Below are 26841 nucleotides of genomic sequence, written 5' to 3' on the forward strand. Positions count from 1 at the left end.
ACTACCGGCTGTAAATCTGTGACCGATTTCGCCACCCCGGGGTGGCGAAGATCTTCACGAAGTTACAGCCGGCAGTATCACCCGCGAAAGTCGTCGATCGTCGTCTGGCCTTCCAGAGAGCGTGCCGTGGCGTCGTCGTCGGCCGCTTCGTCGCCGGCCCAGGGAGCACCAGTCAGCGTCACTTGTCCGTCCGAAGCCCGTTCGGCGGCTCCGTCGTCGACCTCCGTCGTCGGCTCGACGCTCTCGCCATCGTCGTCAGTTCCGTCGAAGCCCTCGAGACTCGCCTGTCGACCCGCGGTAAAGGAGAGGTTCGAGACGCGGACGCCGACCTTCCTGACCCGCTGGCCCTCGAACTCGTCCAGCAGGTCCAGCGCGACGGATTCGACCAGATCGGGCTCGTCGACCGGTCCCGGAAGCGAGCGGGCGCGGGTGTTGACGTCGAACGGCGGCGTCACCACCTTGATGCCGATCGTCCGGTACAGCGCGTCCTTGCTCGTGGCCCGATCCGCGACCGACGCCGCGAGCGAGCGGACGCGGTCGGCCAGTTGCTCGTGGTCGTCCGTCGCCTCGGTGAAGGCAGACTCCCGCGAGAGGCTCTTTGGCCGCCCGCGCGGCGTGACCTCGCGGTCGTCCTCGCCGCGTGCGTAGCGGTAGATCTCCAGCCCGCGCTCACCGAAGCGCGCTTCGAGCACGTCCGGTTCTTCGCTCGCCAGTTCCCCGGCCGTCTCGATCCCGAGCTCGCCCAGTTCCTCGGCCGTGACTGGGCCGACGCCGTGAACGTCCTCGACCGGGAGGTCTGCGAAGAACTCCCGGACATCTCCCGGTTCGACCACGACGAGCCCGTCGGGCTTGTCGCGGTCGCTCGCGACTTTGGCGGCGCTCATCGTCGGGGCGACGCCGACACTGGCCGGGACGCCGACGGTCGATCGGATCTCGTCTTTCAGTCGCGCCGCCCACTGCTCGACGGTGTCCCACTCTGTCACGTCGGTCACGTCGAGATACGCTTCGTCGATGCTCACCTCTCTGACGACCGGCGCGCGGTCGTGGAGGATCGTCCGGACCGCGTCGCTGACCGACTCGTAGTACTCCATGTCGACCGGGCGGTAGAAGCCGGCGTCGGCGACATCCAGGGCCGGGTCTTCGACGGCGTCGACCTTTCGCGGGAGCCGTTCGAGGGCCGCCGAGATCGCCATCGCGCTGTCGACGCCGTACTCGCGGGCCTCGTAGCTGGCCGTCGCGACGGCACCGTGTGTCTCTCCGGGCTCAAAGCCCATGCCGACGACGACTGGTTCGCCCTCCAGAGCCGGCTCGCGGCGGCGCTCACAGGCCGCGTAGAAGCAGTCCATGTCGACGTGGGCGACGATGCGGTCGCCGTCGTCTGTCGACGTGCCCGGCAACCGAGCCCCGTCCATAGCGGAGGCTACGTGAGCCCGAGCCCTTAACGTTCGCGCAAAAAAGCGAAACGGTGCGAGGCAGGGGGGTCGGTCCTGCCAGTGAAGGGGGCAACCGTGGACTCCGCTGGTGTGCGTTCGTGGTGGGACCGGAGCCACGGTCGCCGCGTTCGACGTTGTGGTGCAGTGCCACGACCAGTTTGCCTCGACGGTGGTTCCCGCCGGTTGCTCCCTGGCGCTACACCCATGTTAACACTACACACACTTCAATGTTCGTGTCGGCAGCGCCCTTACGGGGAGCGTAACGTTGACGGTGGTACCTCACAGAGGGGTGAACATGGCCAAGACAAGCGTCGACCTCCCCGACCGGATCGTCTCCGAGATCGACCGGCTCGTCGAGTCCGGCGAGTACCTCAACCGCGAACAGGCCTACGAGGAACTGCTGACGATGGGCCTGTCCGCGTACGGACCCGCCGAGGAAGAGACCGAAGAACCCGGTGAGAACCTCTTCGATCAGAACATGAACGACCAGACCGACCCCGCAGCCCGCGACGAGGGCAGCGGCGACGACTTCACGTTCTGAGCGGCCGGACTCGTGACGGAACGACCTTCCCGCTCGATCGCGAACTTCCAGTATGGACGACCGTGAGCAGTCAGTCGAGGCCGTCGTAGACTACTGTCACACACAGGCGCGCCTCCTCTCGGGCCAGTCGGAGCGACTCTCTGCGGAGATCGACGACCTCCTCGACGAGATCGACACGGAGGCCGCCGCCGTCCGCGATCGACTCGCGTCCGGTCGGGAACAGGCAGACAGTCCAGACCAGCCGGCCGGCCCCGGCGAGGCCGTCGACGAGACGACCGTCGCGGAACTGGAGGCCAAGCAGTCGACGGTCGCCGACAAGCAGGAGCGCCTCGACGAGATCGGCACACTCGCAGCAGCCTACGTCGACCTCGCAGCGTCCCTCCAGGCAGAGAGCGACGCGACCGAGGCGATCACACGAGTGCTGGAACTGGAGGCCGACGCCGACGCGCCCGCCTTCTTCGAGGAGCGCGAGACGCTACTGGAGACCGCGACCGACCAGTGACCACGAGAGCTGCTACGACCGGCGACGACGCGGCGTCCGTTGGTCGTATTTAGTGAATCGAATGCGGCCGTTACTGCACCGAAAGCCCTCGCGTCGTTCCAGTCCCGGGACCACTGCTGCGCTCCAGTCGGTGCTTGCAGGGTCCGGGTTCCCGGAACGGCGCTCGCCCTTTCATCCGCCAGGACGTAGCTGGTAGCACCGTCCACGAGCCTGGTGGATGAAAGGGCGAGACGCCGCCGAACGTGTCGAGGGCTTTCGATGCATTGCTACCCAAAATCAGTTCACTAAACACTGCCCGTCCGTTTGGGGTCGGTTTTACAACCGCACCGTGTGTACCCTCGGGCGATGGTATCCCAAGGAGACTCCGCCCCGATGTTCACGGCGACTGTCGGAACGAGCGATCACGAACCGTTCGACCTCTCGGACCACGTCGGCGACGGTCCGATCGTCCTGGCTTTCTTCCCCGGCGCGTTCACGCCGCCGTGTTCCAACGAGATGGTCGCGCTCCAGAACCACCTCGCGGACTTCGAAGCGGCCGGCGCGACACTGCTGGGTGTCAGCGCCGACTCGCCGTTCTCACAGGGTGCGTTCCGGGAGGAACACGGCATCGAGTTCGACCTCGTCAGCGACATGAGCGGCGAGGCGATCCGCGCCTACGACCTGGAGATGGACATCGAGGACCTCGGCCTCCACGGCATCGCCAACCGCGCGGTGTTCGTGCTCGACGACGACGGCACAGTCACCTACAGCTGGGTCGCCGACGACCCCACCAACGAACCCGACTACGACGACGTGCTGGCCGCCGTCGAAGCAGCCGCCTGATCGGCTGGCTGCGCGTACTCCGTCCCGTTCTGGCAACCAAGAATAGATAACGACTACACTATCAGAATGAGCGTCACTTTTCACACGCTACCGCGTAGCCCTGCGACGAGAACAATGCTACAGACGGACGGCGAGCCGCTGACACCGAGCGATCGGATCATCAAGACTGTCGCACACACGCGGGACGTACCCCGAACCGAACTCCCACCACTCTACGACGCGCTCGATCCGGAAGCGATCGACGACTTCGTGACCACTGCCGAGGCGGGCAGCCAACTCCAGTTCGAGTACTTCGGTACCAGCGTCAGCGTCTCCGTTCGAGAATCCGGTGTCGGCATCGACGTGACCAGTACGGGTCGGCACTGACATCGACGGCTGTCACTGCCCCGAGACGACCGATCTCGACGGTGACGGACAGCAGCCGGACGGCCGGCGGTCTCACCAATCGAGAGCAACGCCTTTTGTGGTGGCCCCGACACCATAGTGCAATGTCCGGCGACGACGACCGCGTCTACTACGTGATCAGCGACCTCCACATCGGCGGCGACGAGCAACTAGAGGAGGTCGACTTTCTCGACGAACTGCTCGCCTTCCTGCAACGACTGGAACGGAGCGACGAGAACGCTGCGCTGGTCATCAACGGCGACGCGTTCGGTCTCTGGGAGTTCACCACCGTCGAGGGGATGGCGAAGTTCGACGTGCTCGAATCGACCTACCCGGAGCTGTTCGCACAACTGCGCGCGACCGGCGACCAGATCCCCATCACGCTCGTCCCCGGCAACCACGACCACGAACTCGCCGCCTACGACGCCTACGTCGAGCGCTTCGCCGAGTACAACGTCGATCTCGTCCAGTCCCAGTCGATCACTCGTCCGGTCGGCGACCACGCGATCCACTTCGAGCACGGCCACCAGCAGGATCCGAACAACCACATCGACAACTGGGGCGACCCACACGTGACGCCGCTTGGCTACTACTACAACACGCTCGTGACGAGTCGGGCCGGCCAGCTCTCGAACCGTGGGAAGTACAACTGGCTCAAGGACGTCCAGGCGGTCACGCCCACGGAGCGCGTGCCGGTCTGGATGCTCTCGAAGTACTTCTACCGCGAGATGAATCCGGTACTGCGGTACGCACTGATTCCGTTCCTGTTGCTGTTCAACGTCAGCGCCGTCCTGGCCGTCCTGGCCGGCCTGGACCTCCTGAACATCTGGTCGCTCCCCGTCGACGCCACGACCACGTTCCTCGGCCAGTTCGGAACCATCGGGACCGCAGTGTGGTTCTTGCTCGCGATCAACACCGCCGTCGCCGGTGTCCTGTTGCTCGTCGCGATTCCACTGTCCCTGCTCCGGCGCGACATCAGAAAGACCATCGACCGCTTTGGCGTCTTCGAAACGGGCCTGACCGTCGACGCAGAGGCACCCTATGCCGCGGCCGCCCGGACCGTCTTCGACGAGCAGCCGGCGACGACCATCTTCTGTTACGGCCACACCCACCGCCCCTCCGTCCAGAGCGTCGACGGCGGCCTCGTCGTCAACACCGGCACGTGGCTCAAACGCCTCCACCGCCGGGACGGCGTCATCGGCCTGCTCCCGCCGGTGTTCTACCCCTCCTATCAGCTCTGTGCGGTCAGAATCGCCCCCACCGAGGACGGCGTCGCCGTCGAGTACGAACAGATCGAGAAGCCGACGCCGAGTCCCGACGAACTGACTCTCACCGAACGACTGCTGACGCTCGGTCGGACGCCCGACGTGAATCTGCCCGACGAGACAGTCGTCGGAGCCGACGACGCGGAGCCGACCAGCGAGTGACCCGCGCCTCGTCGGCGTCAGCAGTCACCTCGACGAGATTCGGCGTCCTCCGGCTCGAAGACAGCCGTCTACTCCGTGTGGCGAATGCCGACCACGTCCTCGCCCTGGTCGAGTTCGATCCACTCGCTATCGTACTCGTCGTCCTGCGTGTTCGTGTCGACCGGTTCGAGATCGTCGAAGGATGGCGTCTGTTGGGCTGCCATGCAGTCGAGAAAACTAGAGGGAGATACTTAGCTACCGATATAGCCGGAGTGAAAGTGTATTAGCCACTTAGAGGAGTTCAAATGATAAAATAGCGGATCTAGTTCTACTACCTATAGATAGCTATTGGAGATACTGCAATCTCAGGGTACTCTACTTTAAACCCAAAATTTGTAGCCAAGTCATCAGCCAGATGCAATATTTTTCCAAACTCGACATCATCATCGTCGTTGCCGTCTGGCCGAATTTCATCAGTATCAGTGGCTCCTGATACAGACTCTTGAGTAATAGTATCAACTCTCGCTATCATAGTGCAATTAGGAACATCATTTGATTGGTACTTAGACAACAGCTCTACAGGAGATCGCTCTAATTTATCTCTATCAATTAACGCCCAAAAAAGAAACGAATCAATATCGGTGAATGGCTGACACTCCGCTGCCACCATTTCAGTGTACTCATCAGGCATTACTTCCGTGAACATCTCAAAGAGGGGTTCAATAGATTCAAACTCATCAAATGCAAACCCGAATTCATCTATATCAATATTTTCTAACTCATTTCCTCGAAGAGCTTCCCTGATTGCAGTCGTTTGAACCTCTTCTAGAAGATCTATCGCATCAAAGAATCCCTCCATGAGTTCTACGCCAGATCGGAAGTCTAAGAGATTCACATTACCAGAAACGCGGATGATATCCCCTTCATCAACCTCATTTTTGAAACGTGAGGGAACCGCTGATTTGCCCCCAGTTTCGTTTGCCATATCATCAACGTCATGGAACCAATCGCCCTCAAATCCTTCTAACCAGTCCTCTAAAATATCATAGTAGTAATGATGAAGGGCCTTATTTTGTTGAAATCTCTGCCCTGATGCGAAGCCAGCACTAACTTCTGCACCAGTCTCAGCACTTGGACCGAAGCTCCCAAATATCTGAGCTTTTATATTGCCGTAAATAGATCCAGCAACTTCTTCTGACTCTTCTCTTTCTTCAACTTGTTGTTTCACATATCCTTCATCCAGCCGAGAGGATATCGACCGCACACGATCCATATCTAAGTAAACAAAACCTGGAACTCTATCAGCTCTTGCTGGGGAATCCTCAGACATGAGTTCTTGATCGAATGGTCTACATTTAGTACCTTCGCTCAAGCAGACACATACGCAAACCCAGGCCCAAATAATTAGCTAACGTGGTCCTAGACAAGTAGCAGGCAAATTCCAGTGTGCGTACGCACCAATATAGTCGACGATACACTGAAACCTCACTTCCTCGGGCAGCGTTGAACGTACCTGCGGCTGTTCGACATCAGAAATCGCTCGCTCTACGGCAGCGTCGAGGTCGTCCCACTGCCGCCGAGCGAGAGCGTCCCGAATCTCTCGCTCGCTGGCAGCCTGCACAGAGTCCAGCGAACACCACCGGACATCTGCCGAACGTCGGGGTCTTGCGTGTGGTCGTTCGGGTCGATGCCCTCGGTGATCGGCTTCGAGCAGGACCAGAAGCGCCGGTTCGTCACCCAGTAGAGTGCGAGCTTCCACGTCGCCGCCTTGTCGGCGAACGCCTCATGCTCGTCGTCGTCCGGTTCCTCGAACGATTCGGTGGCGTCGAGCAGCGAGCCGAACGTCGCGCTCAGGTACTTCCCGAGGTACGCGCCAGCTGTCGACTCTGTCGACTGTTCGTCGTCGAACTCGATCAGCTCGTGCGCTCGCGTTCGCTCGCGAACCCACTCGTCGGTGTGGTCGTGATCGCCGAAGCGGTACCAGTCGACGAAGCCTTCGTCGGTGTCGAAGTTGGCGTCCAGGTCGTCACGATAGACGAGCGGGTGGGTGTCGACGATCCGGCCCTGTCCGTAGTCGGACCACTTCGCCGAGATCTCCTGTTTGTCGCAGAGCCACGGGAGGCCGTCTGAGTCGCGGGTGGGTACGTCGAAAAACAGGACGTGCAGGTGGGGATAGCCCTGCTCCGTGAACTCCAGCGACTTGATGTAGACCAGGCGACAGCGGGGGCGACCGGTCACGTCGGCGGCGGGATCCACCCCCAGCTGGGGATATCTGACCTGCGCGTGTCGGCCTTCGTCGTCGGTCGTCTTCAGGAGACGCGACGCTCGAACGAACTCGTCACGAGGATCGGGGCTCGTCGGGGGTGAGCCGAGGCTCTCCAGTCATCGACGATCTCCCGACTCGACAGAGATCTGACTGTGGTTTTCGTCCGTTCTGAAGCTTGCGAAAGCCGCAGCTATATGGCTGCTACCTTTAGAAAACTTGAACGACGGAATGGGGTCGGAGGGCTCACACTGGGTGGCGTTTTCCGGTCCCCATCCTGCGGTTTCTAGGTTGCTGATATTGCTGAGTTTCATTGGTCTGAGTGTCTGTCGATGTCGAGCGCAGTTTCGGCTGCGCGGCGTCGTTTTTCGAACTCTTCCTCCGCCGTCGCCTGGTCGTAGTACTGGCGAATCACCGACGGCGTCGCGTTGACGCGCTCGGCGACGATCTCGATGCTGAGGCCACGGTTGAGCTGCCAGGTGATCGAGCCGGTCCTGACCCGGTGGGGGGATCGCGACGAGGGACACTTCGAAGCGTGACGTCGTTCGGTCCACTCACAGGAGGATCGGCGGCGGCCGTGCGGACACTCGGTCCAGAGACACGGCTGGGTCGCTCTGTAGGACCAGGAGCGCAACGTCGTGAACGACGGGCGACCCTGGCGGCCACAGAACAGCGGCTCGCGGCCGTACTCGTCGCGCTTGTCGGCGCGTTCGCGGACGATGTAGGTGTCCAGCGCCTCGCAGACCGGGTCGGCGATGCCGACGAGGCGCTCGCCCTCGGCCTTGTTTTTCAGCGGCGTGTCCGACGACGGCCGATGCCGGAAGTACAGCGACTGGTCGTCCTCGTCGTAGTCCTCCAGGTCGAGGGCGCGAAGGCCGCCCATCCGCGCGCCAGTGTGCCAGGCGACTTCGAGGAAGGCGTGCATCGAGACGCCGAAGTAGCGCTTGGAGTCTCGAAAGAACGCCAGCGCACTGGTCGCATCCTCGGCCGACAGGAGCTCCTCGCTTTGCTCCTCGTTGCGGTCGAGCGTCGGAACGTCGATCGCTTCCGGGAGTTCGTGGTCGACGATGCCGACGTTGGCCGCGTACTTCAGGAACACCCGGAGCGTCGAGAGGTGTCCCTTGATCGTCGTCGGCGCGTGATCTTGCTCCCGGAGCACGAGGTCGTACTCGTCGATCTGCCAGGCCGTCAGGTCGTTCAGCGTCTCGATCTCGTTGGCCTCACACCACTCGATGAACGGCTGGAGTCGACTCTCGTAGGACCGGAGCGTCCGATCCGTCGAATCCGTCTGTCGCTTGCGGAGGAATCGGTCGACGGCGCGGTCGACCGGCAGGTCGTCGGGTCCGTCGCTCATCCTCCGACACCTCCGGCTGTGCCAAAACAACCAAAACGGCGGTCTGTGTGTATCAACATGGGTCTCTATTTGTGACAGCAGGCGCGGTCTGGGTACCAAGCAGAGGCGCGCCCGCTGTCGACGGACCCTCCGGGAATCGAACCCGGATTTACCACCAGTGAGTCCACCGCATCGCGTCGGTGCGCTGTGCTATCCGTCGCCGTCGGGGCTGACGGTCCCGTGACGTTCACTCGCCATCGAGCAGCACCTCCTTCGCCTGGCGGACCCGCTGGAGGTCCTCCTCACTGCCGCCGTGGTCGGGGTGGGCCTCCTTGACCCGTTCGCGGTAGGCCTGCTCGACCGCCTCGGGGTCAGCGTCGCGGTCGACGCCGAGCACGTCGTGGGCCGGTCGCTGAGCCACCACTGTCTCGTCGCCGCTGGGGAGGCGGGCGTTGGCGAACTCGCTCTCGCCGGTGACGACCGGGCGCTGCTCCATCTTGCGCTTCTCCCGGAGGTAGAGCCCGACTGCTCGGACGTTGCTCCGGAACTGCTGGTAGCGGTCGCAGGCGATCGCGAACTGGTCGCCGTCCATAGTCCACCGGAGGACGAAGCCGGGATCGTCCGGGTTCGAGTCCGCGTACGGGCGCTGGTCGCGCTTGCGCTGGGGCGCGGCGAAGCCGTAGCGGTGGTCGTCGACGCCGACCCGCTCCAGTTCGGTCTCCAGCTCGTCGAAAGCCTTCGCCAGGCTCACGCGGAAAGCGTTGTTCCGCTCGCGGTCCGTGGTGGGAGTGCGCTGGAGCGCGGGCGGCCACTCGAAGGTCATCGCAGCACCTCCCGGCGCTCGGCGATCGCTTCGGGCGGTCGCGTGGCTATCTTTGAAATACCAGAACGGCACACAGACGAACCGATGTCAGACGACTCACAGACCGAGATACACGAGACGCGGAAAGTACGCGAAGACGGCGCATCCATCGTGGTGACGATCCCACAGGCTGCGGTCGAGCGATCGGGGATCGAACTCGGCGAGCAGGTCATGGTCAGCAGCTTCGAAGACGGGCCGGTCGTCTTGCAGCCCGGGGGTAGAGCCGACATCGACGGGATGCGCGACGACGACTGAATCGTCATTCTGAGGGTTCCTCCTCGGAATCGACGTCAGCAGTAACGCGTCGGATGTGTTCTTCCACTGCGCGAACGGCCGACTCGGCCTGCTCCTCCACAGCCTGCCGGAGTTCGTCGTCGAGCTGCTCGCTCTCGTCCTGGTCGCTCATCGGCCATCGCCTCCGTCGGCGCGGGCCTGCGGCGCAGCGTCGGCCTCGCGCCCGCAGATTGTCGCCACGCTCTCGACGTGAGCCTCGAACGCGTCGCAGCCCGCGTCGGTCAGCCGATAGGCGTTCGTCCGGTCGTCGACGGCCTCGGTCTCGATCAGGCCCGCCGCTTCGAGCCGGTCGAGGTTCTGGTACAGTCGGCTGTGGTTCACGGGGTCGCTGTAGCGCTCGCCCAGCCACTCCTTGAGCGCGAGGCCGTAGGGCAGCTCGTCGGCGGCTTCCAGGGCGGCGACGGCGTGCAGTAGATCGCGCTGGAACCCCGTGCGGTCGAACCACGTCGTCATCGTCGGCCTCCGTGCATACCCGAAGCCTGAACGACTGGGCTTGAAAGGCTGCGGCGGGCGCGTGACCGAACGGCGGTGTGTCGATCCCGGTCCGCCGCTGCGGGCCTCCTGTCGGCCCTCGTCGGCGCTTCAGACAGTGACCGAATCGTGACCGAATCTGAACGAATGCGGTCCTGTCGGGCGGTCCGGTCGTGACTGAAGGCGGTGGTCGGCGGGCGGTGCGACTCTCGGCGGGTGGTGGTCGTCGTCATGCAGAATCACGCGTGAGTGCGCTGATGGTCAGCTGGCCGAGCGCGTGGCCGCAGGGCTCGGCGGCGTATCCCGCCGGCCCGTCGCAGGCGATGCCGTCGAGCGGGGTCCCGCAGACGGGGCACTGGCCGGTCGGAGACTGTGCGTCGGTCGCTTGGGACCTACTAAGTCCCTGGAGTGTGTCGGTTTGCATGCGTTGCAGTGCAGCTTTCACGGCGTCCGCGACCTGACCGCGGGCGTCGTCGGTTTCTGACGCCTTCGACGCCATGATAGCTACAACTATCACGTGTGTAGTAGCAGTACTTATTTCTTTGGTAGTTATAACACTCATTCATGTGGTTGCTAAAACTGTCTTCTGGATGGGTCAACACAGACATTAAACCGCTCCTTTGTGTCATTCGGGCCATATGCGCCCAGTTCACGGAATGAGGGACGCAGATCGCCCTATTTTGGAGATCTTGAACGAATCTGGGCTTGCACTTCGAGCCACGAGTATCCGCTATAATCTTCGAACGCGGTACGATACTGACGTAGCTGAAGCTACACTGTATCGACGGCTCAAGGTTCTTACCTACGCGGGTGTCCTGGAAAAGGAGGACGACACCTACTATTCAATCACCGAGCTTGGTCAACGGTATCTCGACGAAGATCTTGGTGACGATGAGGTTGCCGAAGTCAGTCAGCGATTGCAAGAAGGCCCAAATTAACGGTTAGGCCATTTCAGAAGAAGTGTGAATTCGAAGGTTCTCAGAGATACCGACGTGCGTCTTTCAGCGTTTTCATCATCATGGCCCTTCGTTCACGCCGACCTCCTTTGAGAGCGACCAGAAAGTTTCTCTTCGCCACAGACGATTTATACAGCCGTTCGTTGGCAACGAGGACGTTCATCGCTGATCGCACCGCAACTTTCCGTGGGATTCCTCGATGATCTCGTTCAATCTGTTGCGTAAGACGTGCTACTGCGATTTTGGCGACTTTTTTCTCTTTCTGGCTGAGGCCCCTAGAGTTATTTTTCACGGTCTTTGATGTCGTGTTATTTGTGGATGATGTGGAGCTGCTGGCAGCAAGCAGCCCAGCTGCTTTTGCTGCTGTCAGGGTCCCTGGTGGGAGCCCGCAGAGGTTGCCAATAACCTCCTCACCGATCGTCTCTAAGATAGCGTCGAATCCCATTGTACCATGTTTGTAGCCTTTTTCTACCCTATTCTACGCCATTCCGCTCACCAAACAGCATGGAAATATAATTAGAATATGATTAATAAATTTGTTGTACGATTGTGTTCTAGCATCCTATTAATGCTAGAATACATCCCAGAAACCTCCCGGAACAATTAATTAGAAGGTGATTTTCAAATGATACATGGGGTTGCTCTTCGGGTCCTCGGGACCAAGCAAGCTGAGCATTGTAAAAGACAATTCCAAAGAATTCGTTGAAAAGCTTCACCGAGAAGACGCACATTTCGGTGCCGTCTCTGAATTCGATTCTTCGTATTCCGTCGGCGCTGCCCGGAAGGACCCAAGTAAAGTAAAATCCGAAATTTCGGCACTTTCGAGTGGGGGCAAGACAGCACTCAATGACTCCATCATTGAGTCTATGAAGGCACTTCGTCACGCACAGCTGTCAGGCAAGGCCCCAATTCCGGCTTTGCTCCTGACCTTCACAGACGGAAAAGAGAATAAAAGTTCACACTCACTCAGTGAGGTTCAGGAGACGATCGATGAGCTGGGTTTCAAACCAAGTAACGGGTGCTATTTTGCGATTGCAGGAATCGGAAACGCCTCACAGCAAGATCTGAGGGATATCTGTAGCAATGGAAGAGGAATATATACTCATACTGATGACGATATCTCGGAAGCCTTCGCGTTATTCTTGAAAGCTACGATAGCTGTCGTTGAGGGGAGACAATCTTACCGAGAAATAAAGAAAAAAGAAGACAAACTATCTCTTAAGCAATTGGAGCGTAAATTTAAACAGATTAGGATAGTCCGTCTACAGTATATGTTGAACATCGATACGTCTGGATCTATGGATAACTCTCCGTGACCGATAAACGATACCGCGATGTAGGTGTCTCCGACACACTCTGAACCGGAGAATTCCTAAGATTCAGGATTGATCGAACCGATCCCGGGCAAAGGGAAATATTACGCGATCACCGAGAAAGGTGAGCAGTATCTACAGGGTGAGGCCGATCTGCGGGACGAGTCGGAGCCAGACGCCTGACGAGTTCCACCAAGTCAAAATTGCCATTTCAGTCGCCTAGGCGGCCGCACAATGAATGTCTGACAACAATCAAAAATTTCTAGTGGTTTCGGATAGGAACTACAGCTATGTCACTACGAGGCCAGGCCCATCGTGTTGACGAACCTGTCGAAACGGAAGTCCCGGATAGCCGGGAATATGATTCCGAGTCAGCGGCCGAGGTTGACGAAGCACTCTGTGAAGCGATCGCCGCGGCCGAAGCTGACGACAACGAATATCTGGCCCAGTTGCTCCGCCACGAACTCGGTTCACACTACTACCAGACGCGGTAGATCAAGCGCACTTCTGAATTGTCTGTCTGATTTTTGCTAGATATTTATAACCGACAGATGTATGTTTGTTCGTATGGGGTATACTGAAGAAGAATACGAGCGGGTCAAAGCACTACTGTTGGAACACAAGGGGAAAGGAAACGAGATCTCTTCACGAGAGATCAACGAACAAGTCGAACTGGATACCGTCGGCTCTTTTCCGCAAACACGAGAGTGCGTCCGTGACGTGATGCTCCGTGAGCGAATTCCGATCATCGGTGGTGGAAACGGCTACTACGTGGCGCAAGAAGAACAGGAAGTAAAAGACGCGATTGAGACGCTTGAATCTCGAATTCTGAACACAACCGAACGGAAGATGTTGCTTCAGCGTGCTGCTCAGGAGTGGGCGGACGACATTGAGACAGATGATGACTTAGATATTCTGTAGACCTTTCCAAGGTGAAGAGAAGCGTTGGCGAATGTTGTCGGAGATTTTGATGGCCTTCAGCCCCGTTTTGAAGTTTCCAAATCGATTTTCGACAGCTGCAAATCTCTGAACGGTTCTCACTTTATATTATCTTACTGACCGAGACGTTACGTATGAGCCAATCAGAAGACTCAGAACACGACGGTAATCGGTCCAAAGAGGATCTTCCAAGCGAAGAAACGCAGCGTGAGATCATTTTGGAGACGATGAGGGACGGAGAGCCACCGTGGGTGACTCTTTCGACACTTGAGGAACGCCTCCCATACGACACTTCCAGACCGACGATCGAGACCAGATTGGAGGAACTTGAACTGGATGATCGCGTCCGTCAGCGCCCGTTCAATCCCTACGCTGATAATCCGAGCAAGATGTACCATCTGAATCACGGGGGGACAAACTGGATGGTTCCACCGGATGCCCAGCTGCTCACAAGCGAAGAGGAGCAAGTCCTGAATGAGATACGGGACGAAGATGGAAAGCTACCAGATCAAAAGTATCTCGAAACACCATACGAACACTATCTTCTCGATACTCGGATTGGAGATTGCTTCTATCAAGGCCACAGCTTCTTCGGCGACATTACACTCGGTGCCCTTGCCCTCATGATCGTCTCCTACGTCGCATTTCAAACTGCGAGTGCCCTGCCTGTGTCACAAACACCTATCGCGTGGGTTCTCCTCCTGAGTATACTTACGGCAATACTCGGCGTTGTTGGGATTCTCTCCTCTGCTATTGTTGGTGCAGTAGAGGAGGTGGTTCGATGACGATTCAAGGAGCATTCTTACTCGGACCAATTACGCTCCTGCTGTTGTTCGTTGGGGGTGTCCCGCTGACAACAGAGTCTCTTCCTGTGTTCATTGCTGGAGGTCTGGGTTCGGTGTTCTGGACCGCCATTTTGGAAACAATTGCAGGTTTCTTCCGGTAACGAATTCGTCTACCTGAACGGTTCTCTTGACTGGATGCACGGCTTTGTATGGTGTGGATACAGCCAGCAAACGTTGCTGGAAGACTGGCCCCACACGTTGGTGTCTCGCTTGTGCGGGTGATCAGCGCATGAGTTGCACTGTGAAGGATCGAAAGCGAGTGGAGCGTGCGGCCGAAGCGATCCGAGTACAGTTCCAACCGTCGCCGTCAACACGGTTACGCCCGCTGCGAGTCTGTACGACCGGTGGACGCTCGACGCCGTGCTTCGGGACGTGGAGGGCGTGCCGCCCGAGGTGCTACGGGAGCTGGCGCTGGCCGGGTTGACGTTGCGAAAGACGCCATCGCAGGGGGAATACGAGCACGTGGACGCGACGGTATAAAGTCCAGTTAGATTGGACGGTGAACCATTAGATAGGATTTATGACGACTGGATGCAGCTGGACAATACTGGTGACATCAGTCAGTATATGATAATTTCAACCTAACATTTTTTACCCCTCTCAAACAGTCTGATACGTAAATGACGGAGCAAGAAGAAGGTGACATAGGGGATTTTACTCGACAGGATCTCCGCAAGGCTACCAAATTCGTTGAGGGTGATTATAGTGGGATTAACCCGCGGTCCTTCTATCGGAAACTCAAGCGGGCTGTGGAAGAAATTCAGGACCCACGCGGGTTTAAGTACCAGACTCAGGGCACTCAGGGGTCGGACCTCTCGATTGAGAGTGAAGATGTCGGCGCAAAGACCGGCACCGTCAAAGGGAGGCTCAGGGCCGATTCGGAGTGGTTAGAGGTTGGTGACGGTGAGCTAGAGTACCGTCCATATGGGCCTCATGGCGCAACAGGTCTCGTAGTTGGTATTGTGATGCTTCTGCTGGGAATCAGTGGAGCGGGCGTCATCTGGACGGTACTCGGACTTGCAGGTATTGGGGGCGGGATCTACGGATACACCCGAAAAAGTACAGATACGTTCCCCATTATCCAGCAGGATGTCATCCGTGTGCTTCTGACCGGCGAAGTCAGTGAACGCACGAGAGAAGGAGAAAAAGAGACCCGGACAGACATCTTCGCGAACATGAGTGTCGTTTTCTCCGGTGACGTGTTCGTAGCTGTCGATACTGGTGGTTTAGAAGAACTGGATTGGACATTCCGAAGAGAGGTCGTGAACCAGGTCAAGCGGTGGCACAACCAAGTCGTCGAATCAGATCGTGAGGAACTCCCGGTCGAAGACGGGTTCATCTGGCAACTGAAAGGCTGGACTGATCGCAGTGTCCAGGAACATCGCGATGTCATCGAGGGTGCGCAATCTGTCCTCATCCGCGATGCGCCGTTTGAATACCGTGTCGCATATACGGATCTGCTTGAAGAACAGCTCACTCCTGAAATGCAAGAGAACCTTCGGACCCATGAGACTGAACTCATGACCGAACTCGAAGAACTGGCTGAAGACGTAGATGTGTATGTCGAACGGGAAGGTCTTCAGCACACAAGCCGATTAGAGGGGTCGAGCGGAGAGCACAAGCCACAGCTTGACTCTGAATAGACGAGTGGGCTGAGGCGGGATTTTTATTCGCCAGATCGGAGACAGACAATCTCCTGGAAGAGCGTTGGTAGAATCTCTGATTGGATGATTGAATGCGGTCTCGCAGTCGATGGCGCACACAAGGTGTTGTCGACACTTGTGCGTCGTTATGGCCGTGATCGAATCGGTGGCTGAATGCGCGGGCGGTGCGACTGTCGCTGCGTCGGGTTCGTAGTCATGGAGAATCACGCGCGAGTGCGCTGACGGTCAGCTGGCCGAGCGAGTGGCCGCAGGGGTCGGCCGTGTAGCCGGTCGGCCCGTCGCAGGCGATCCCGTCGAGCCGGGTCCCGCAGACGGGGCACTGGCCGGCGGTCGAAGACTGTGCGTCGGTCCGTTGGGACCTACTAAGTCCCTGGAGTGCGTCGGTTTGCATGCGTTGGTGCGGCCAACGCGATGCCTGTGCTGGTGACACGGGCATCGACCCCCGTTTTCAGGAAAGTCGTAGCCCCGAGAGGCATCGCGCCGACCTCAGTGTCCAAATGATTTCCCATACTAATTAGTTCTTGGGGTAAAGATTAGACACTGTGTCTTACTTCGAGGACTCTATGAACGACACCGAAGACGGTTTTAGCTGGCTCTTCGGGTTTGAATCCATGTCTCGGCACCGAGCAAGCTGGATGACTGGAAGTGATGATGTCATCCTCGAATTTTTGGAGGACACTGGTGCCGGCTTGAACTACCAGGGTATTGCCAACAATTTCGAGGACCGGAATATCGAGATCTCGTATAAGACTATAACACGGCGTCTCCCTAAGCTGGAAAGCGCCGGACTCGTGCGAGTCCTCCCCGGAGAGGGAAGATATTACGCGATCACCGAGAAGGGTGAGCAGTATCTACAGGGTGAAGCTGATCTTCGAGACGAGCCCGAGCCGAACGCCTGACCCGCGCCGGCCGCGAGTCAGTACGACCGGTGGACGCTCGACGCCGTGCTGCGGGACGTGGAAGGTGTGCCGCTGGAAGTGCTGCGGGAGTCGGCGCTGACCGGGTTGACGTTGCGAAAGACGCCGTCGCAGGGGGAATATGAGCACGTGACCGCGACGGTGTAGCAGATCCGAAGCTCAAGCCTGACCGGGTTTTCTATAGGACAGGGCCGATCTTCGAGAAGGGCCTGATCCCGAGAACTAAATCAATGCATCTCCCACACTGGGACTTCGATCAGGGAGATGGCCATCATCCGAGATCCAATAGGCGTAGATAGTTCTCGCCGGTAGTCTGGAACCTCTTCATACCGTTTGAACACGCAAAGAGATTTATCGACAGTATCGCGGTCGAGTATCAAACATATTCGTTGAGTGTTCCCGGTGGTCTTAAGTTTCGTCGGCCGAAGTGAAGACCATGAACGGTCTGCTACTTCAGGGTTGCTCCAAACGCAAGAATGAGGTGTCTGAGCCGGTTCCTGCCTTGAATCTCTACGATGGATACTACTACCGAATTATAAAGAAGGCGATAAGAGAGGGTAAGTTTCGTGATGGTCTCGACATCTGCATCCTATCAGCCGAGTACGGGTTGCTCACAAAAGATGAAATGATCAGCTCCTACGACAGAGAGATGACCGATGCTCGTGCCGAGGAGCTACAGGCAGAAATCTGCAGTGAATTAACTCAACGAGTACGTACTGGTGATTACAATTACGTGATCGTCAATCTGGGCCAGAAGTACGAACGCGCTATTGAAGGGTTCGAAGACAATGTTGAAGCAAATGTCACTCGACTATCTGGTGGTCTTGGCGATCGTGGTCACACATTGAAAAGTATCATCAGAGGAGATGAGACGACGGAGTTTGGGATCTGAAATGTCACGGAACAGTTCACTCTCTGAAACGACTTTCGAGATCACGCACGAGGCTTCAAATGCGCGTGCTGGCACACTCACAGTAGCTGGTCGTAGTATGGAAACTCCGAACTTATTTCCTGTTATCAACTTCTATGGTGGCGGAACTTCCAACAGCGTCTATGGTGGTAGCGCCCATCGTTCAATCAAGGAGCTAATAAACGGTGCAGAACGAATGTGTGGTCTCTCGTGTTCCGATGCATTCCCCGGCGCAATGATGTCTGTCGGGTCGCTCACCGATTACGGGATCTCGAAAAAGCGGTTGGAGGACTATCTAGATGAAACGATTCATCAGCGGCCAGAGTTCCACGGCTTCGATGGTATCCTATTTACTGACTCAGGTGGCTATAAGAATCTGACCAAAGGAGGGCTGGATGGCAGCGACTTTGAGATCGAGCTTGATCAAGAACGTGTATTCAAAATGCAGAAGCAGTTGGGTGGTGATATCCTAATCAACTTGGACTATCCTATCCTTGAGTCAGATTCAGACGCGGAACGGCGTGAGAAGGCACGTGATACTGCGGAGAACGCTGTGGAGTTCCTTGAGCTTGCGGAAGATTCGGATTTCGACGGGGCAAAATACCTCAGCGTGCACGGATTCTACTACTCCCAGCTGGAAACCTTCATGTCGGTGCTGACAGAGACATTCGGGACCATCGATATCGAAAATGCGTTCGACGGCATTGCACTCGGAAGTTTGGTTCCTAAAAAGGACAACAAAGGAGATCTGATTCGAGCTGTCCGAGACTGCCGCGAAGTTATGGCAGAATACGGCCTAGAGTCCCTTCCCCTACATGTTCTGGGCATCTCGAGTAGCGCGATCCCTCTCTTGGTGGCAGTTGGTGCCGATACGTTTGATTCATCGTCATACATCCACGGTGCGGTGAACGGGAAGTACTACAAGTCGCTCGCTCAGAAGAAGCCAGTGCAGGACGTTGATCTTACGGAATGTCCCTGCCCAATCTGCTCGTCGCCGGAGTTCAGGTCTCGGATTCGTGGCGACGTTGAGTACGACAAAGATCGAATTGGTCCTCTTGCAGTCCACAATCAGTACGTCCAGCAGCGTGAACTCGTGAACATTCGAGATGCAATAGAACAGCCTGGAACTGACGGACTCGTTCAGTACATTGAGGATAGCGTCGGTCGGAATCGGAGATTACGTCGGCAGGCCCATCAGGTGGTCGAAGAACATCTCGGAGGATATTTCTGATGACAGACAAGCAGACACCGAAGGTAAATGAAGTGAACGAGTTCCTAGAAATCTCTCGGGACTTTGAGGATCCTCTTGAGCTTGTTCGCGAATCCCTCTCAAACGCCTACGACGCCGGAGCGACAAATGTAACAATCAACATCAGGTCAACTCCAACTGGCTCGGATATCATCATCGATGACAACGGTCACGGGATGGACTATCTTGATTTGGAATCATTCTTCGATCTTGGAAACTCACGAAAGACAGATTCAATCGGCTACAAAGGGCACGGAACGAAGATATTCTATAAGAGTGACCGCATCCGAGTCAACACAAGCAAAGACAGTAAGACGTTGGACGCAGTGATGGAACGCCCGTGGGAGAAGCTCAACAATGGGGAATTACCCGAATATGAGGTGACCGAGACTGATGCACCGGAGAATCGGCGCGGAACAACAATAACGATCAGTGGGTTCAGATCTGGACAGGGATTCGAACCGGAGCGATTGACGTATAAACGGGTTGAGCATTATCTGAGGTGGAAGACAATTGCTGGTTCAACGGCACATTACTTTCCGGATGCATCGTTTAGGAACATGGATATTACTGTCGACCTAGACTCAGAAATCGATGACACACAGCCAAATCTGACACTAGACAATGAGTTCGAATTCCCCGATGAGCAACTTGATCCAGGCGATGGTGACTTCCCGGCGGAGTCTATGTGTAAAGTGTTCCCCCCACGTCGTATTGAGGTGCCGTATGAGGATGGTGTTACCGAACTCGAGATTGTGGGGATGGTCGGTGGCAAAGAGGCACGGAACCAACTTCCCACATATGGCCGTCACTCTGCACAGTTTGGTGTCTGGCTTGCTAAAGATCATATCAAGGTTGAGCGTCTAAACGAGGCCATCTCGGCAGATTGTGAATTCACTCATTTTATGTTCGTCGTGAATTGTCAGGACATACAACTATCTGCTAACCGCGGGAAGATACGGAACAAGCAGAGTAATCTTTATCAGGCTATTGAAAAGGAGGTTGACCATTATATCTCGAAAGTGAGCCAGACCCAGTGGGTCCAAACCTACCTTCAGACCCGCCATAAGGGAGAACTTGACAGAAAAGCTCAAGCACAATTGGCATCACTGGAAGAGCGCCGTTCAAAGGTCACCAGTCGCGAGCGGTATCAGCCGTCCAACGATGCAGAGATTCTCTTCGGATTGGAACGAGCCAGCAAACAAGGGGAGTATCAAGTCGAAGATTTCCGACCGAACGAAGATATTGAGGCAATTCTCAGTGATACACATGGTAGTTTGTACAATACCGCGATTGTAGAAAATCTGAATGAGTTCTTCGATGCAATGATTCCAATTCAATCTGTAGATCTCATTATCTGTTGGGAGTTGGGTGATCGTGATCAGCTTCGAGAACAAGAGCGAATTGGATATCTGAGCTATGCTATCAATATTAATTTCGATCAGAATCAGATTGCCTATGAAGGAGATAGTAGAGGGTCCGTGAGGATCCTCCCAGTCGCGTCGCAATTGGATGAAACGATGCCGTCAACTGAGATCTAGAAGTTATTCTCCACCTAGACCTTTTCGGAGAGTTAGTTTCTTTGCAGTTGGCACTCAGTCGGACATATGATTTCAGAATTGTTCTCTCAGATCCTGCGGGTAGTTGCCGGAATGAACCCGAAGACTGCAGAGGTGTTCGTAGGCGTGGCTTCACTCCTTGTTTCCGTACTTATTTATACTGTATATCGAAAGCAGGTTGCGCTTTCTCGTCTTGAGCAGCGTCCGATACTCCATACAAACCGATATCGCGTTCCATCAAGTGTAGATAGGGCTTCAAACCCAGGCATCGTAATCAAATTGAGCAACTATGGTGACGGGAGCGCGACAACCATGAAAGGAAAAATCACCATTGCGCCTGTGAAAATTGAAGGTATGGACAGCAAACTTGGACTACTCAGACACTGGTTGCGTGAAAAAATTCCGACATCAGCATCAGCTTGGATACGGTTGACAGCTCCAGAGAGTGATGAGGACGTTGAAGGTGCTACTTGGAATCAAATCTATGGTAGCAAAATTGGTCCAAAAGAGAGCAAAGAGTATCATATCCCATTCCTCCTGAACACCAATATCAGTATATGGCCAGATTCTTTGTCGCAGTATTGGTCTCGTCTGACCATCTGGCGGACACAGAATCCCCATACATATGGCTTCACAAGTGCCATGACAGAGCTAACTGATTCAACTAATGCCGAGGGAAATACAAGTTCGCTGGAAAACCACTACCGGCTCAAAATACGTATTGAGCATGGGAATCCTGCAGGGTACCATGGAAGCGAACCCGTGTTCGATTATATCATACCACCAGATGACGATCAGACATTAAATGAGGCCCTTACTGCTGGCCGCCCATATGAAGAATTTAGGGACAATCCGGCCGGCTACCTTGATGATGTTCTAGTCAACGACAGCTCAGGAGGTTAATCAGAGATTTGGAGTGGGACAAGACAACAGAAAGGCTGGTGTCAGTAGACAACTTGTTTGTATAGTTTTATTACACCACATGGCAACTAGCGCTCAAAGTGCGACATTTCGATTACAACTCCTCCTTTGATAATTTAAACCTCCCTACAGATGTGAGGGAGATTCTAAGAGCGACTGTTAAGAACAAACGCCTTTTCAATTACTCACAAAGGGACGATCCAAGCCACTACACGACTGGGTCGCTTCGGTACGTACGAGAGGAACGTGACAGACCTCAGTTCCGAGAACTACAGGAATTTCCGGACAGGCTTGCCACAGAAACTGCGAAAGAGATATTGCAGTTCTTCGAGTATGAAAATTCCGCCTCGCGGTTTCAATTGGAAAGCTGGCAGGTTTTAAATAGTCACCTGAGTGATGTCCGTGACGATTCCATCTCAGAAGACAGAGCAGCAGTCATCAGCGCTCCGACGGGATTTGGAAAGACTGCTGCCTTTCTCGGACCCGTCTATCATAATGTGGCGTTCCAAGGCGGAAGTCGAGCGATTATCGTGTATCCCAGCCGAGCACTCCTGAAAGATCAGTTAGGGCGCATTCTGCGGGCAGTGTATAAGAACAATAGTACCGACAAAATTGAGACTGATCGTGAAATATCGGTGGGAGCTTGGATGGGGAAACAGCCATACTCAAAGTCAGACGTGGTCTCGGATGGGAGGAGCTTCGTAGACACTAAAGGAACTCCTGGCGAAGTGAAAGTGGCTAGCCACTGGGAACATGAGAAGTCGACGTTGTACGTAGAACGCCGTACTGTCCCAAGAGCCGATCCAGGGTACGTTACATACGAACCTGGTGCTAGCGATGCGGGCTCGGGTGGAATCAGGTTCTTGGATAACGAGTTAGTATTGCATCGGAACGCTATCAAGGATGATGATAACGACACTCCAGACATTCTATTGACAACCTTGGAATCGCTCGAAATACTTTCTAGTAAACCTCATTATGATATTACCTTAGATGCTGACTATTTTATCTTCGATGAAATTCACCAATATCAGGGTCTGCGCGGTAGTCACGTCGCTGAAATCGTCCGCAGCATACGGCAGCGACGGGACAAAAATGCGGTATATGTTGGGGCAAGTGCTACTGTAGAAAATCCCAAATCGTTCGCTCGAAAGTTATTCGGGTTCAATGGGGCAGATACCGATCGATTTGATTCATTGACTGCAGCACCTGAGTCTGTCGAATTGTTGGATCCGTACGAGGACGACATTGATGACGAGATCGATGATGCGCTTCACTACTATTTCATGCTGACCGACCGCGATCGAAATATTGGGGTCGCATCGCAGTACCTGCAACATGCGATGATGATTGGGCGGTCACTGCTTCAGCAGGCACACCCTGGAAATGATACCGACTGGCCAGAGGACGCCACCCTGCTCAAGTTGGATGCGGAGACGGGTGAACGGCGAAAGCTCCTGTCGTTCATCCAGAGTAAAAGTCAAATCCATCGTCTTGCCAGTCAATTCAGTAACGCCGATAAGGACAGGGAACTATGGCAATATCACCTTGGCGAATTTGAAGGCAGCTGGGAGCAACTCGCGTCGGCGACCGGCCACCAGTTCCAAGATGACGCGAGAGAGCTGAAGAACCCGCTCCCGATGTACTCCGACGCCGACAAGAGTGTCGATGCAATCGACAACGCCGATATCATCCATAGCACGAATTTCCTTGAAGTAGGGGTGGACATCGACAATCTTCATTTCGTCTCGCAGTATAGAGCACCAGAGAATATCACGACATTCAGGCAGCGCGCTGGTCGAGCGGCGAGAGAGAAAGGTGGATCTGGGCACGTATTCACACATCTTTCCGATTTCGCTGGCGACGGAAACTTCCACTATCGAGCCGATCGGTTTGTTGATTCTGATGTGACAACCCCCCTGCGAACAGAGAATCACATCATTACATGGATGCATAATCGATTCAGAGAGTATTATGATGATCTGGAGCAGTTCCAGAACGAAATCCATGGGAACTGGGCAGAGGACGAGAAGGCAAGCGAATTCATCGAGAATTACTTTATGCATCGGTTGGGGTGGGATAATTTCGCCCGGTTCCTTCTCTATCCTCGAACCGAGCTTGACAAGCTTGTTGACATCTCAGTGCGAATGCAAACGCTCCTTCAAGACGGTCAGAAACCAAATCGGATCCGCACTCAGGTCCAAGAAGCCATTGAGGAGATTAATAAAGAAATTCAGGAACTTAATGTGTTCTTGGACGCGGACGCAGACCAGATTCTACTTCGGGAGGACGCAATCGCTCAGTTCATCCGGAAGATGGCTAACCAGTCACTTGAGCTCCTCGATATGGTACCGCCGGAGGCATTCGGTACCGAGGATTTGGAAGCCGACGCTCGGGAGAAGCTTCAGAAAATTATCGGGGCAGATGATCCGACGACGCTTGATGAACAGTTCGTTGACGCAGCAGATAGCGTGAGTGCGACTCTGATGGCAAATAAGAGGAAATTTGACGAAGGTGACTATCCGAAATCAAAAGCAGAGTCAGTTGAAGATGCGGCAGACATTGTTGTCAAATTAATGAAGGAGGGGCCACTCGGTGAACTTCCACGTCGGAGACGCTTTCTTTACTATCTGGAACAAGCTCTTGACGAAATCGAGGAATATCAGAGTGCATATGTCGCGAACCATGGACAGCTATCTTCAATTAAGAGTCTCTTCAGAGCAGCTTACTACTACGACCGTTGCTTACAGATAAATAATAACTCCTCTGAGTTCCAACTAAATTCGGACCTCGTTGATGGATCTACGACGACCGATCAGCTCCAAGAAGAGGGACACGGAAAAATCTGGTACATTCCGCCGAATTACTTCAACGATGCTGGTAAGTATTTTACCTTAGAGCGGCCGAGTGAAGGGGCCAGCACCAAACGACAGCGAAATGAGAAATCAATCACAGCGATTCTTTCCCAGTTCGTTCCATTCAAAGCGGAACACCGCGAAGGGGTCGGTGTCTGTCATGTCTTCCAACCGGATGTGAACAACTCGGGAGACGCGGATCTCCCCGAACTCGATATGTCCGGTATTAGTGGTGATAGTCGGGGAGATTTCATTCGACAACCAACCCGATTGTCTTTGAACGAAATAAAGGATTTGTCCGGAGAGAAGGCACAAAGCGTCTATCCATTTGACGAGACTTCCTATTGTATCAAGACTGACATCGATGACCAGAGTGGGGACGGTGATTACACACCGGCGAAGCTCTTCGCAGAGGCGAACATCAAGACTGGAATCGAGTCAAGTTCCAGCGCGAGACATTCCGCATCTGGCTATCTTACACTAGCAGATGTGACCGCTGATGCATGGCTTGAAGGTGTCAGTTTGGACGTCACTCCGATGAAACAGGCTGGTAGTACAGCAGATCCGGAGTACTATCCAGACCAATCACGCGATGGATACACGATTCGGTATGATAGTTCGGTTCCCAAATTAGGATATCGGTTGGACACTCGGTCGGTGAACTGGGATCTTGAGGCAGTGATCACATGGCTCAAGGACATCGCTGAGGGCGATCTTGAGAACCTGAATGCACGTCTGATGCCCGCAGATGTTTCGGCAGCTGCTGGTGATTACAGGTCTTTCGATCAGATATCAGGTCGAGAGTCGATATGCACGACAACGGCCCATCTCCTTACAGTGCTAATTTCGGATGTTGCTGGAATATCATCCTCACTCCTTCTGTACGGATACGATGAGGACTCTAATAGGGTAAACGTGTTCGAGCAGACGGAAGGTGGGCAAGGAATCGTTGACCTGTTCTTCGAGTATCTGGAAGAAAGACCAAGCGTGGTGCTTGATTCTCTCTATCGAGCCCTCCACAATCCCCAGGTACTGAACGAACGTCTGTGGGCATCAAGCACAGTCAGTGAGAAGTTCAGGGACCAGATTGACGTAGGCGCACTTGAAACGGGAGAGGAAGCGGTGCGAGAGGAGGCACTCGACAACATTGAAGGCATTGTACAAGAGTCGCTCGACATCACTTATCCCCCATCACAGCGACGAATCGCCGAGGAGGTCGCCTCAACGCTTGAGCGAATCGAGGCAACAGAGGTTGGCTGTGAGGACGACCTCTATTCGCTCAAACATGAGCTAGCAAAGGCAGGTGTTGAAGGAAAGCTAGACCTGAGCCCAGCGGGAACGACCGAGATTCCAGATCAAATCGCGACGAACTATGCATCGATCTTTGAGGAGGTTGGGGAGGAACTCATACATTCCCTGTTCGTGCCACAGGACATCGATAGCTGCGAGATCAACCTACAACTCGACCACACAATCGGTGATGTTCCTCAACATGAGGCGTTGAGTTACTGTCTGCTTGAGCATATAGGCGAGTATCTCATTGATCGAGAGCCCCAAGACAATGAATTGGAAGAGATTACTAGACGAGGAACACATTGGGCACGATTGGACAATCAGACCGAGGAGGTGCTCTTCCTCCAATGGTAGGTCTCGACTGCAAGCAGTTTCCGATGACGAAGGTCGGTACACATATTGGTGGGCGTTTAGCTGATGATGGAATAAATATTATTGTGCTCGCAATGAATGATATAGAGAAGGTCGAAGTCGACAACCATGCTAAACACAGGGCAAACCGCGAGTACTTCCACAAACTTCCTTCCCTGTACCCAAGTACGGATTTCGGCATCTGTGTGGAGGCAGACGATTCTGATCATCGCCACATCGACCTGTACGAAGAGACCATGAATGTATACTATGTCAAGAGCATCCCAGAGGTTGCCGTGGTATCGAACAAAGCGATATACTTCGAATCTGGCCGCTTCCAGCTGAACGATCTTCATCAGGATACCACAAATTACTGCACCCATGAATCTTCGGTGATGAAGTGTCTCGAGATGTTGTTTGAGCCCCCTGAATAGGTCGATTAGCCACAACGCTTAACCAGAGTCTGTCAAAATATCTCTTGCAAGAGGTGAACAGTAGTGACAAAATTTCAGGTTGAGTCAGAGAACCAATCATTTCAAATAGAAGGTATCAAACGAGATGATTGGACAGATATGAACGATCCCTGTCCCGAATGTGGAGGTGCAGAATTCCATCATTGTCACTACGAGAGTGGTCACTTTACTTCGGTAAATGAAACTGTATCAATGAGATCAGAATACTGGGATAAGAACGGTAGTCTCTTTACAAAATGTCTTGAGTGTGGTGATGTCCTAAGAAAACATCCCGCATATGATTTA

30 protein-coding genes and 1 pseudogene are annotated in these 26841 nt (G+C 55.1%); 20 read left to right on the top strand and 11 right to left on the bottom strand.

What is annotated here, in order from left to right; genetic code table 11:
• Window positions 1–77: 77 nt before the first annotated feature.
• The gene (gene dinB, locus ACAH01_RS08665) at window positions 78–1412 is read right to left on the bottom strand and encodes a DNA polymerase IV (RefSeq protein WP_372478911.1); all 1335 of its coding nucleotides are present in this window, start codon (window positions 1410–1412) and stop codon (window positions 78–80) included.
• A gap of 316 nt (window positions 1413–1728) precedes the next feature.
• On the opposite strand from dinB, the gene ACAH01_RS08670 reads away from it, so the two are divergent.
• From ACAH01_RS08670 to ACAH01_RS08690, 5 genes are all read left to right on the top strand, one after another.
• A complete protein-coding gene (locus ACAH01_RS08670; RefSeq protein WP_018258868.1) occupies window positions 1729–1974 on the top strand; it encodes a CopG family transcriptional regulator in 246 nt (81 codons plus the stop codon).
• A 52-nt stretch (window positions 1975–2026) separates the two neighbouring features.
• The gene (locus ACAH01_RS08675; RefSeq protein ID WP_170094388.1) at window positions 2027–2476 is read left to right on the top strand and encodes a hypothetical protein; all 450 of its coding nucleotides are present in this window, start codon (window positions 2027–2029) and stop codon (window positions 2474–2476) included.
• A 345-nt stretch (window positions 2477–2821) separates the two neighbouring features.
• Entirely contained in the window at window positions 2822–3298 is a 477-nt protein-coding gene (locus ACAH01_RS08680; protein WP_170094387.1) for a redoxin domain-containing protein, read from the top strand.
• A 114-nt stretch (window positions 3299–3412) separates the two neighbouring features.
• Entirely contained in the window at window positions 3413–3664 is a 252-nt protein-coding gene (locus ACAH01_RS08685) for a HalOD1 output domain-containing protein (RefSeq protein WP_372478912.1), read from the top strand.
• A 122-nt stretch (window positions 3665–3786) separates the two neighbouring features.
• Window positions 3787–5109: a metallophosphoesterase gene (locus tag ACAH01_RS08690; protein WP_170094385.1), complete on the top strand. Its 1323-nt coding sequence runs from the start codon at window positions 3787–3789 to the stop codon at window positions 5107–5109.
• Between the two features lie 68 nt (window positions 5110–5177).
• On the opposite strand, the gene ACAH01_RS08695 is transcribed toward ACAH01_RS08690, so the two are convergent.
• From ACAH01_RS08695 to ACAH01_RS08715, 5 genes are all read right to left on the bottom strand, one after another.
• Window positions 5178–5312: a hypothetical protein gene (locus ACAH01_RS08695; RefSeq protein WP_372478913.1), complete on the bottom strand. Its 135-nt coding sequence runs from the start codon at window positions 5310–5312 to the stop codon at window positions 5178–5180.
• A 107-nt stretch (window positions 5313–5419) separates the two neighbouring features.
• A complete protein-coding gene (locus ACAH01_RS08700) occupies window positions 5420–6418 on the bottom strand; it encodes a hypothetical protein (protein ID WP_372478914.1) in 999 nt (332 codons plus the stop codon).
• A gap of 215 nt (window positions 6419–6633) precedes the next feature.
• Complete coding sequence (locus ACAH01_RS08705) at window positions 6634–7326, bottom strand: hypothetical protein (protein WP_372478915.1); 693 nt, start codon at window positions 7324–7326, stop codon at window positions 6634–6636.
• Between the two features lie 335 nt (window positions 7327–7661).
• Complete coding sequence (locus ACAH01_RS08710) at window positions 7662–8705, bottom strand: site-specific integrase (RefSeq protein ID WP_170094382.1); 1044 nt, start codon at window positions 8703–8705, stop codon at window positions 7662–7664.
• Between the two features lie 226 nt (window positions 8706–8931).
• On the bottom strand, window positions 8932–9507 hold the full coding sequence (locus ACAH01_RS08715) for a J domain-containing protein (protein WP_372478916.1): 576 nt from the start codon (window positions 9505–9507) through the stop codon (window positions 8932–8934).
• Between the two features lie 84 nt (window positions 9508–9591).
• Between ACAH01_RS08715 and ACAH01_RS08720 the strand changes: the two genes are divergently transcribed.
• A complete protein-coding gene (locus ACAH01_RS08720) occupies window positions 9592–9801 on the top strand; it encodes a hypothetical protein (protein ID WP_372478918.1) in 210 nt (69 codons plus the stop codon).
• Between the two features lie 4 nt (window positions 9802–9805).
• On the opposite strand, the gene ACAH01_RS08725 is transcribed toward ACAH01_RS08720, so the two are convergent.
• The 3 genes from ACAH01_RS08725 to ACAH01_RS08735 form a co-directional block, all read right to left on the bottom strand.
• Entirely contained in the window at window positions 9806–9952 is a 147-nt protein-coding gene (locus ACAH01_RS08725; RefSeq protein WP_208628092.1) for a hypothetical protein, read from the bottom strand.
• Entirely contained in the window at window positions 9949–10293 is a 345-nt protein-coding gene (locus ACAH01_RS08730; RefSeq protein ID WP_372478919.1) for a PadR family transcriptional regulator, read from the bottom strand. Before ACAH01_RS08730 ends, ACAH01_RS08725 begins: the two co-directional genes overlap by 4 nt.
• 247 nt (window positions 10294–10540) lie before the next feature.
• Window positions 10541–10735 carry a hypothetical protein gene (locus ACAH01_RS08735; protein ID WP_372478920.1) on the bottom strand — a complete coding sequence of 65 codons (195 nt, stop codon included), beginning with the start codon at window positions 10733–10735 and terminating at the stop codon, window positions 10541–10543.
• A 232-nt stretch (window positions 10736–10967) separates the two neighbouring features.
• Here ACAH01_RS08735 and ACAH01_RS08740 point away from each other — a divergent pair, with 232 nt between their 5' ends.
• Window positions 10968–11249 carry a winged-helix domain-containing protein gene (locus tag ACAH01_RS08740; RefSeq protein ID WP_372478921.1) on the top strand — a complete coding sequence of 94 codons (282 nt, stop codon included), beginning with the start codon at window positions 10968–10970 and terminating at the stop codon, window positions 11247–11249.
• Between the two features lie 40 nt (window positions 11250–11289).
• On the opposite strand, the gene ACAH01_RS08745 is transcribed toward ACAH01_RS08740, so the two are convergent.
• Window positions 11290–11712 carry a hypothetical protein gene (locus ACAH01_RS08745; protein ID WP_372478922.1) on the bottom strand — a complete coding sequence of 141 codons (423 nt, stop codon included), beginning with the start codon at window positions 11710–11712 and terminating at the stop codon, window positions 11290–11292.
• Window positions 11713–11899: 187 nt separating this feature from the next.
• Between ACAH01_RS08745 and ACAH01_RS08750 the strand changes: the two genes are divergently transcribed.
• From ACAH01_RS08750 to ACAH01_RS08775, 6 genes and pseudogenes are all read left to right on the top strand, one after another.
• Window positions 11900–12583 (top strand): VWA domain-containing protein, encoded by a 684-nt coding sequence (locus ACAH01_RS08750; RefSeq protein WP_372478923.1) that lies wholly within the window; start codon window positions 11900–11902, stop codon window positions 12581–12583.
• A 287-nt stretch (window positions 12584–12870) separates the two neighbouring features.
• A complete protein-coding gene (locus ACAH01_RS08755) occupies window positions 12871–13074 on the top strand; it encodes a hypothetical protein (RefSeq protein ID WP_372478924.1) in 204 nt (67 codons plus the stop codon).
• Window positions 13075–13147: 73 nt separating this feature from the next.
• The gene (locus ACAH01_RS08760; RefSeq protein ID WP_170094364.1) at window positions 13148–13501 is read left to right on the top strand and encodes a hypothetical protein; all 354 of its coding nucleotides are present in this window, start codon (window positions 13148–13150) and stop codon (window positions 13499–13501) included.
• Between the two features lie 152 nt (window positions 13502–13653).
• Window positions 13654–14304: a hypothetical protein gene (locus ACAH01_RS08765; protein WP_372478925.1), complete on the top strand. Its 651-nt coding sequence runs from the start codon at window positions 13654–13656 to the stop codon at window positions 14302–14304.
• A gap of 289 nt (window positions 14305–14593) precedes the next feature.
• Window positions 14594–14844: pseudogene (locus ACAH01_RS08770) on the top strand (hypothetical protein).
• Between the two features lie 140 nt (window positions 14845–14984).
• Window positions 14985–16007 (top strand): hypothetical protein, encoded by a 1023-nt coding sequence (locus ACAH01_RS08775; RefSeq protein WP_372478926.1) that lies wholly within the window; start codon window positions 14985–14987, stop codon window positions 16005–16007.
• A gap of 214 nt (window positions 16008–16221) precedes the next feature.
• On the opposite strand, the gene ACAH01_RS08780 is transcribed toward ACAH01_RS08775, so the two are convergent.
• A complete protein-coding gene (locus ACAH01_RS08780; protein ID WP_170094377.1) occupies window positions 16222–16419 on the bottom strand; it encodes a hypothetical protein in 198 nt (65 codons plus the stop codon).
• A gap of 172 nt (window positions 16420–16591) precedes the next feature.
• On the opposite strand from ACAH01_RS08780, the gene ACAH01_RS08785 reads away from it, so the two are divergent.
• The 7 genes from ACAH01_RS08785 to ACAH01_RS08815 all read left to right on the top strand — a co-directional run bounded on the left by ACAH01_RS08785 (window position 16592) and on the right by ACAH01_RS08815 (window position 26517).
• A complete protein-coding gene (locus ACAH01_RS08785; RefSeq protein WP_372478927.1) occupies window positions 16592–16927 on the top strand; it encodes a winged-helix domain-containing protein in 336 nt (111 codons plus the stop codon).
• A 454-nt stretch (window positions 16928–17381) separates the two neighbouring features.
• Window positions 17382–17837 carry a DUF6884 domain-containing protein gene (locus ACAH01_RS08790; protein ID WP_372478928.1) on the top strand — a complete coding sequence of 152 codons (456 nt, stop codon included), beginning with the start codon at window positions 17382–17384 and terminating at the stop codon, window positions 17835–17837.
• Window positions 17838–17934: 97 nt separating this feature from the next.
• Window positions 17935–19086, top strand: a complete 1152-nt coding sequence (locus ACAH01_RS08795) for a tRNA-guanine transglycosylase (protein ID WP_372478929.1) — start codon at window positions 17935–17937, stop codon at window positions 19084–19086.
• Window positions 19086–20645, top strand: a complete 1560-nt coding sequence (locus tag ACAH01_RS08800; RefSeq protein WP_372478930.1) for an ATP-binding protein — start codon at window positions 19086–19088, stop codon at window positions 20643–20645. The genes ACAH01_RS08795 and ACAH01_RS08800 overlap by 1 nt, the downstream gene beginning before the upstream one ends.
• Before the next feature lie 66 nt (window positions 20646–20711).
• Window positions 20712–21566, top strand: a complete 855-nt coding sequence (locus ACAH01_RS08805) for a hypothetical protein (RefSeq protein ID WP_372478931.1) — start codon at window positions 20712–20714, stop codon at window positions 21564–21566.
• A gap of 98 nt (window positions 21567–21664) precedes the next feature.
• On the top strand, window positions 21665–26086 hold the full coding sequence (locus ACAH01_RS08810; RefSeq protein WP_372478932.1) for a DEAD/DEAH box helicase: 4422 nt from the start codon (window positions 21665–21667) through the stop codon (window positions 26084–26086).
• Complete coding sequence (locus ACAH01_RS08815; protein WP_372478933.1) at window positions 26080–26517, top strand: hypothetical protein; 438 nt, start codon at window positions 26080–26082, stop codon at window positions 26515–26517. Before ACAH01_RS08810 ends, ACAH01_RS08815 begins: the two co-directional genes overlap by 7 nt.
• The last annotated feature ends 324 nt before the right edge of the window (window positions 26518–26841 follow it).

This window comes from Halomicrobium sp. HM KBTZ05, assembly GCF_041530035.1.
Taxonomy (GTDB): Archaea; Halobacteriota; Halobacteria; order Halobacteriales; family Haloarculaceae; genus Halomicrobium.

Coding starts and splice junctions, on each gene's coding strand:
- dinB (WP_372478911.1), bottom strand. CDS start 1,412: ATGGACGGGGCTCGGTTGCCGGGCACGTCGACAGACGACGGCGACCGC.
- ACAH01_RS08670 (WP_018258868.1), top strand. CDS start 1,729: ATGGCCAAGACAAGCGTCGACCTCCCCGACCGGATCGTCTCCGAGATC.
- ACAH01_RS08675 (WP_170094388.1), top strand. CDS start 2,027: ATGGACGACCGTGAGCAGTCAGTCGAGGCCGTCGTAGACTACTGTCAC.
- ACAH01_RS08680 (WP_170094387.1), top strand. CDS start 2,822: ATGGTATCCCAAGGAGACTCCGCCCCGATGTTCACGGCGACTGTCGGA.
- ACAH01_RS08685 (WP_372478912.1), top strand. CDS start 3,413: ATGCTACAGACGGACGGCGAGCCGCTGACACCGAGCGATCGGATCATC.
- ACAH01_RS08690 (WP_170094385.1), top strand. CDS start 3,787: ATGTCCGGCGACGACGACCGCGTCTACTACGTGATCAGCGACCTCCAC.
- ACAH01_RS08695 (WP_372478913.1), bottom strand. CDS start 5,312: ATGGCAGCCCAACAGACGCCATCCTTCGACGATCTCGAACCGGTCGAC.
- ACAH01_RS08700 (WP_372478914.1), bottom strand. CDS start 6,418: ATGTCTGAGGATTCCCCAGCAAGAGCTGATAGAGTTCCAGGTTTTGTT.
- ACAH01_RS08710 (WP_170094382.1), bottom strand. CDS start 8,705: ATGAGCGACGGACCCGACGACCTGCCGGTCGACCGCGCCGTCGACCGA.
- ACAH01_RS08715 (WP_372478916.1), bottom strand. CDS start 9,507: ATGACCTTCGAGTGGCCGCCCGCGCTCCAGCGCACTCCCACCACGGAC.
- ACAH01_RS08720 (WP_372478918.1), top strand. CDS start 9,592: ATGTCAGACGACTCACAGACCGAGATACACGAGACGCGGAAAGTACGC.
- ACAH01_RS08725 (WP_208628092.1), bottom strand. CDS start 9,952: ATGAGCGACCAGGACGAGAGCGAGCAGCTCGACGACGAACTCCGGCAG.
- ACAH01_RS08730 (WP_372478919.1), bottom strand. CDS start 10,293: ATGACGACGTGGTTCGACCGCACGGGGTTCCAGCGCGATCTACTGCAC.
- ACAH01_RS08735 (WP_372478920.1), bottom strand. CDS start 10,735: ATGCAAACCGACACACTCCAGGGACTTAGTAGGTCCCAAGCGACCGAC.
- ACAH01_RS08740 (WP_372478921.1), top strand. CDS start 10,968: ATGAGGGACGCAGATCGCCCTATTTTGGAGATCTTGAACGAATCTGGG.
- ACAH01_RS08745 (WP_372478922.1), bottom strand. CDS start 11,712: ATGGGATTCGACGCTATCTTAGAGACGATCGGTGAGGAGGTTATTGGC.
- ACAH01_RS08750 (WP_372478923.1), top strand. CDS start 11,900: ATGGGGTTGCTCTTCGGGTCCTCGGGACCAAGCAAGCTGAGCATTGTA.
- ACAH01_RS08755 (WP_372478924.1), top strand. CDS start 12,871: ATGTCACTACGAGGCCAGGCCCATCGTGTTGACGAACCTGTCGAAACG.
- ACAH01_RS08760 (WP_170094364.1), top strand. CDS start 13,148: ATGGGGTATACTGAAGAAGAATACGAGCGGGTCAAAGCACTACTGTTG.
- ACAH01_RS08765 (WP_372478925.1), top strand. CDS start 13,654: ATGAGCCAATCAGAAGACTCAGAACACGACGGTAATCGGTCCAAAGAG.
- ACAH01_RS08775 (WP_372478926.1), top strand. CDS start 14,985: ATGACGGAGCAAGAAGAAGGTGACATAGGGGATTTTACTCGACAGGAT.
- ACAH01_RS08780 (WP_170094377.1), bottom strand. CDS start 16,419: ATGCAAACCGACGCACTCCAGGGACTTAGTAGGTCCCAACGGACCGAC.
- ACAH01_RS08785 (WP_372478927.1), top strand. CDS start 16,592: ATGAACGACACCGAAGACGGTTTTAGCTGGCTCTTCGGGTTTGAATCC.
- ACAH01_RS08790 (WP_372478928.1), top strand. CDS start 17,382: ATGAACGGTCTGCTACTTCAGGGTTGCTCCAAACGCAAGAATGAGGTG.
- ACAH01_RS08795 (WP_372478929.1), top strand. CDS start 17,935: ATGGAAACTCCGAACTTATTTCCTGTTATCAACTTCTATGGTGGCGGA.
- ACAH01_RS08800 (WP_372478930.1), top strand. CDS start 19,086: ATGACAGACAAGCAGACACCGAAGGTAAATGAAGTGAACGAGTTCCTA.
- ACAH01_RS08805 (WP_372478931.1), top strand. CDS start 20,712: ATGATTTCAGAATTGTTCTCTCAGATCCTGCGGGTAGTTGCCGGAATG.
- ACAH01_RS08815 (WP_372478933.1), top strand. CDS start 26,080: ATGGTAGGTCTCGACTGCAAGCAGTTTCCGATGACGAAGGTCGGTACA.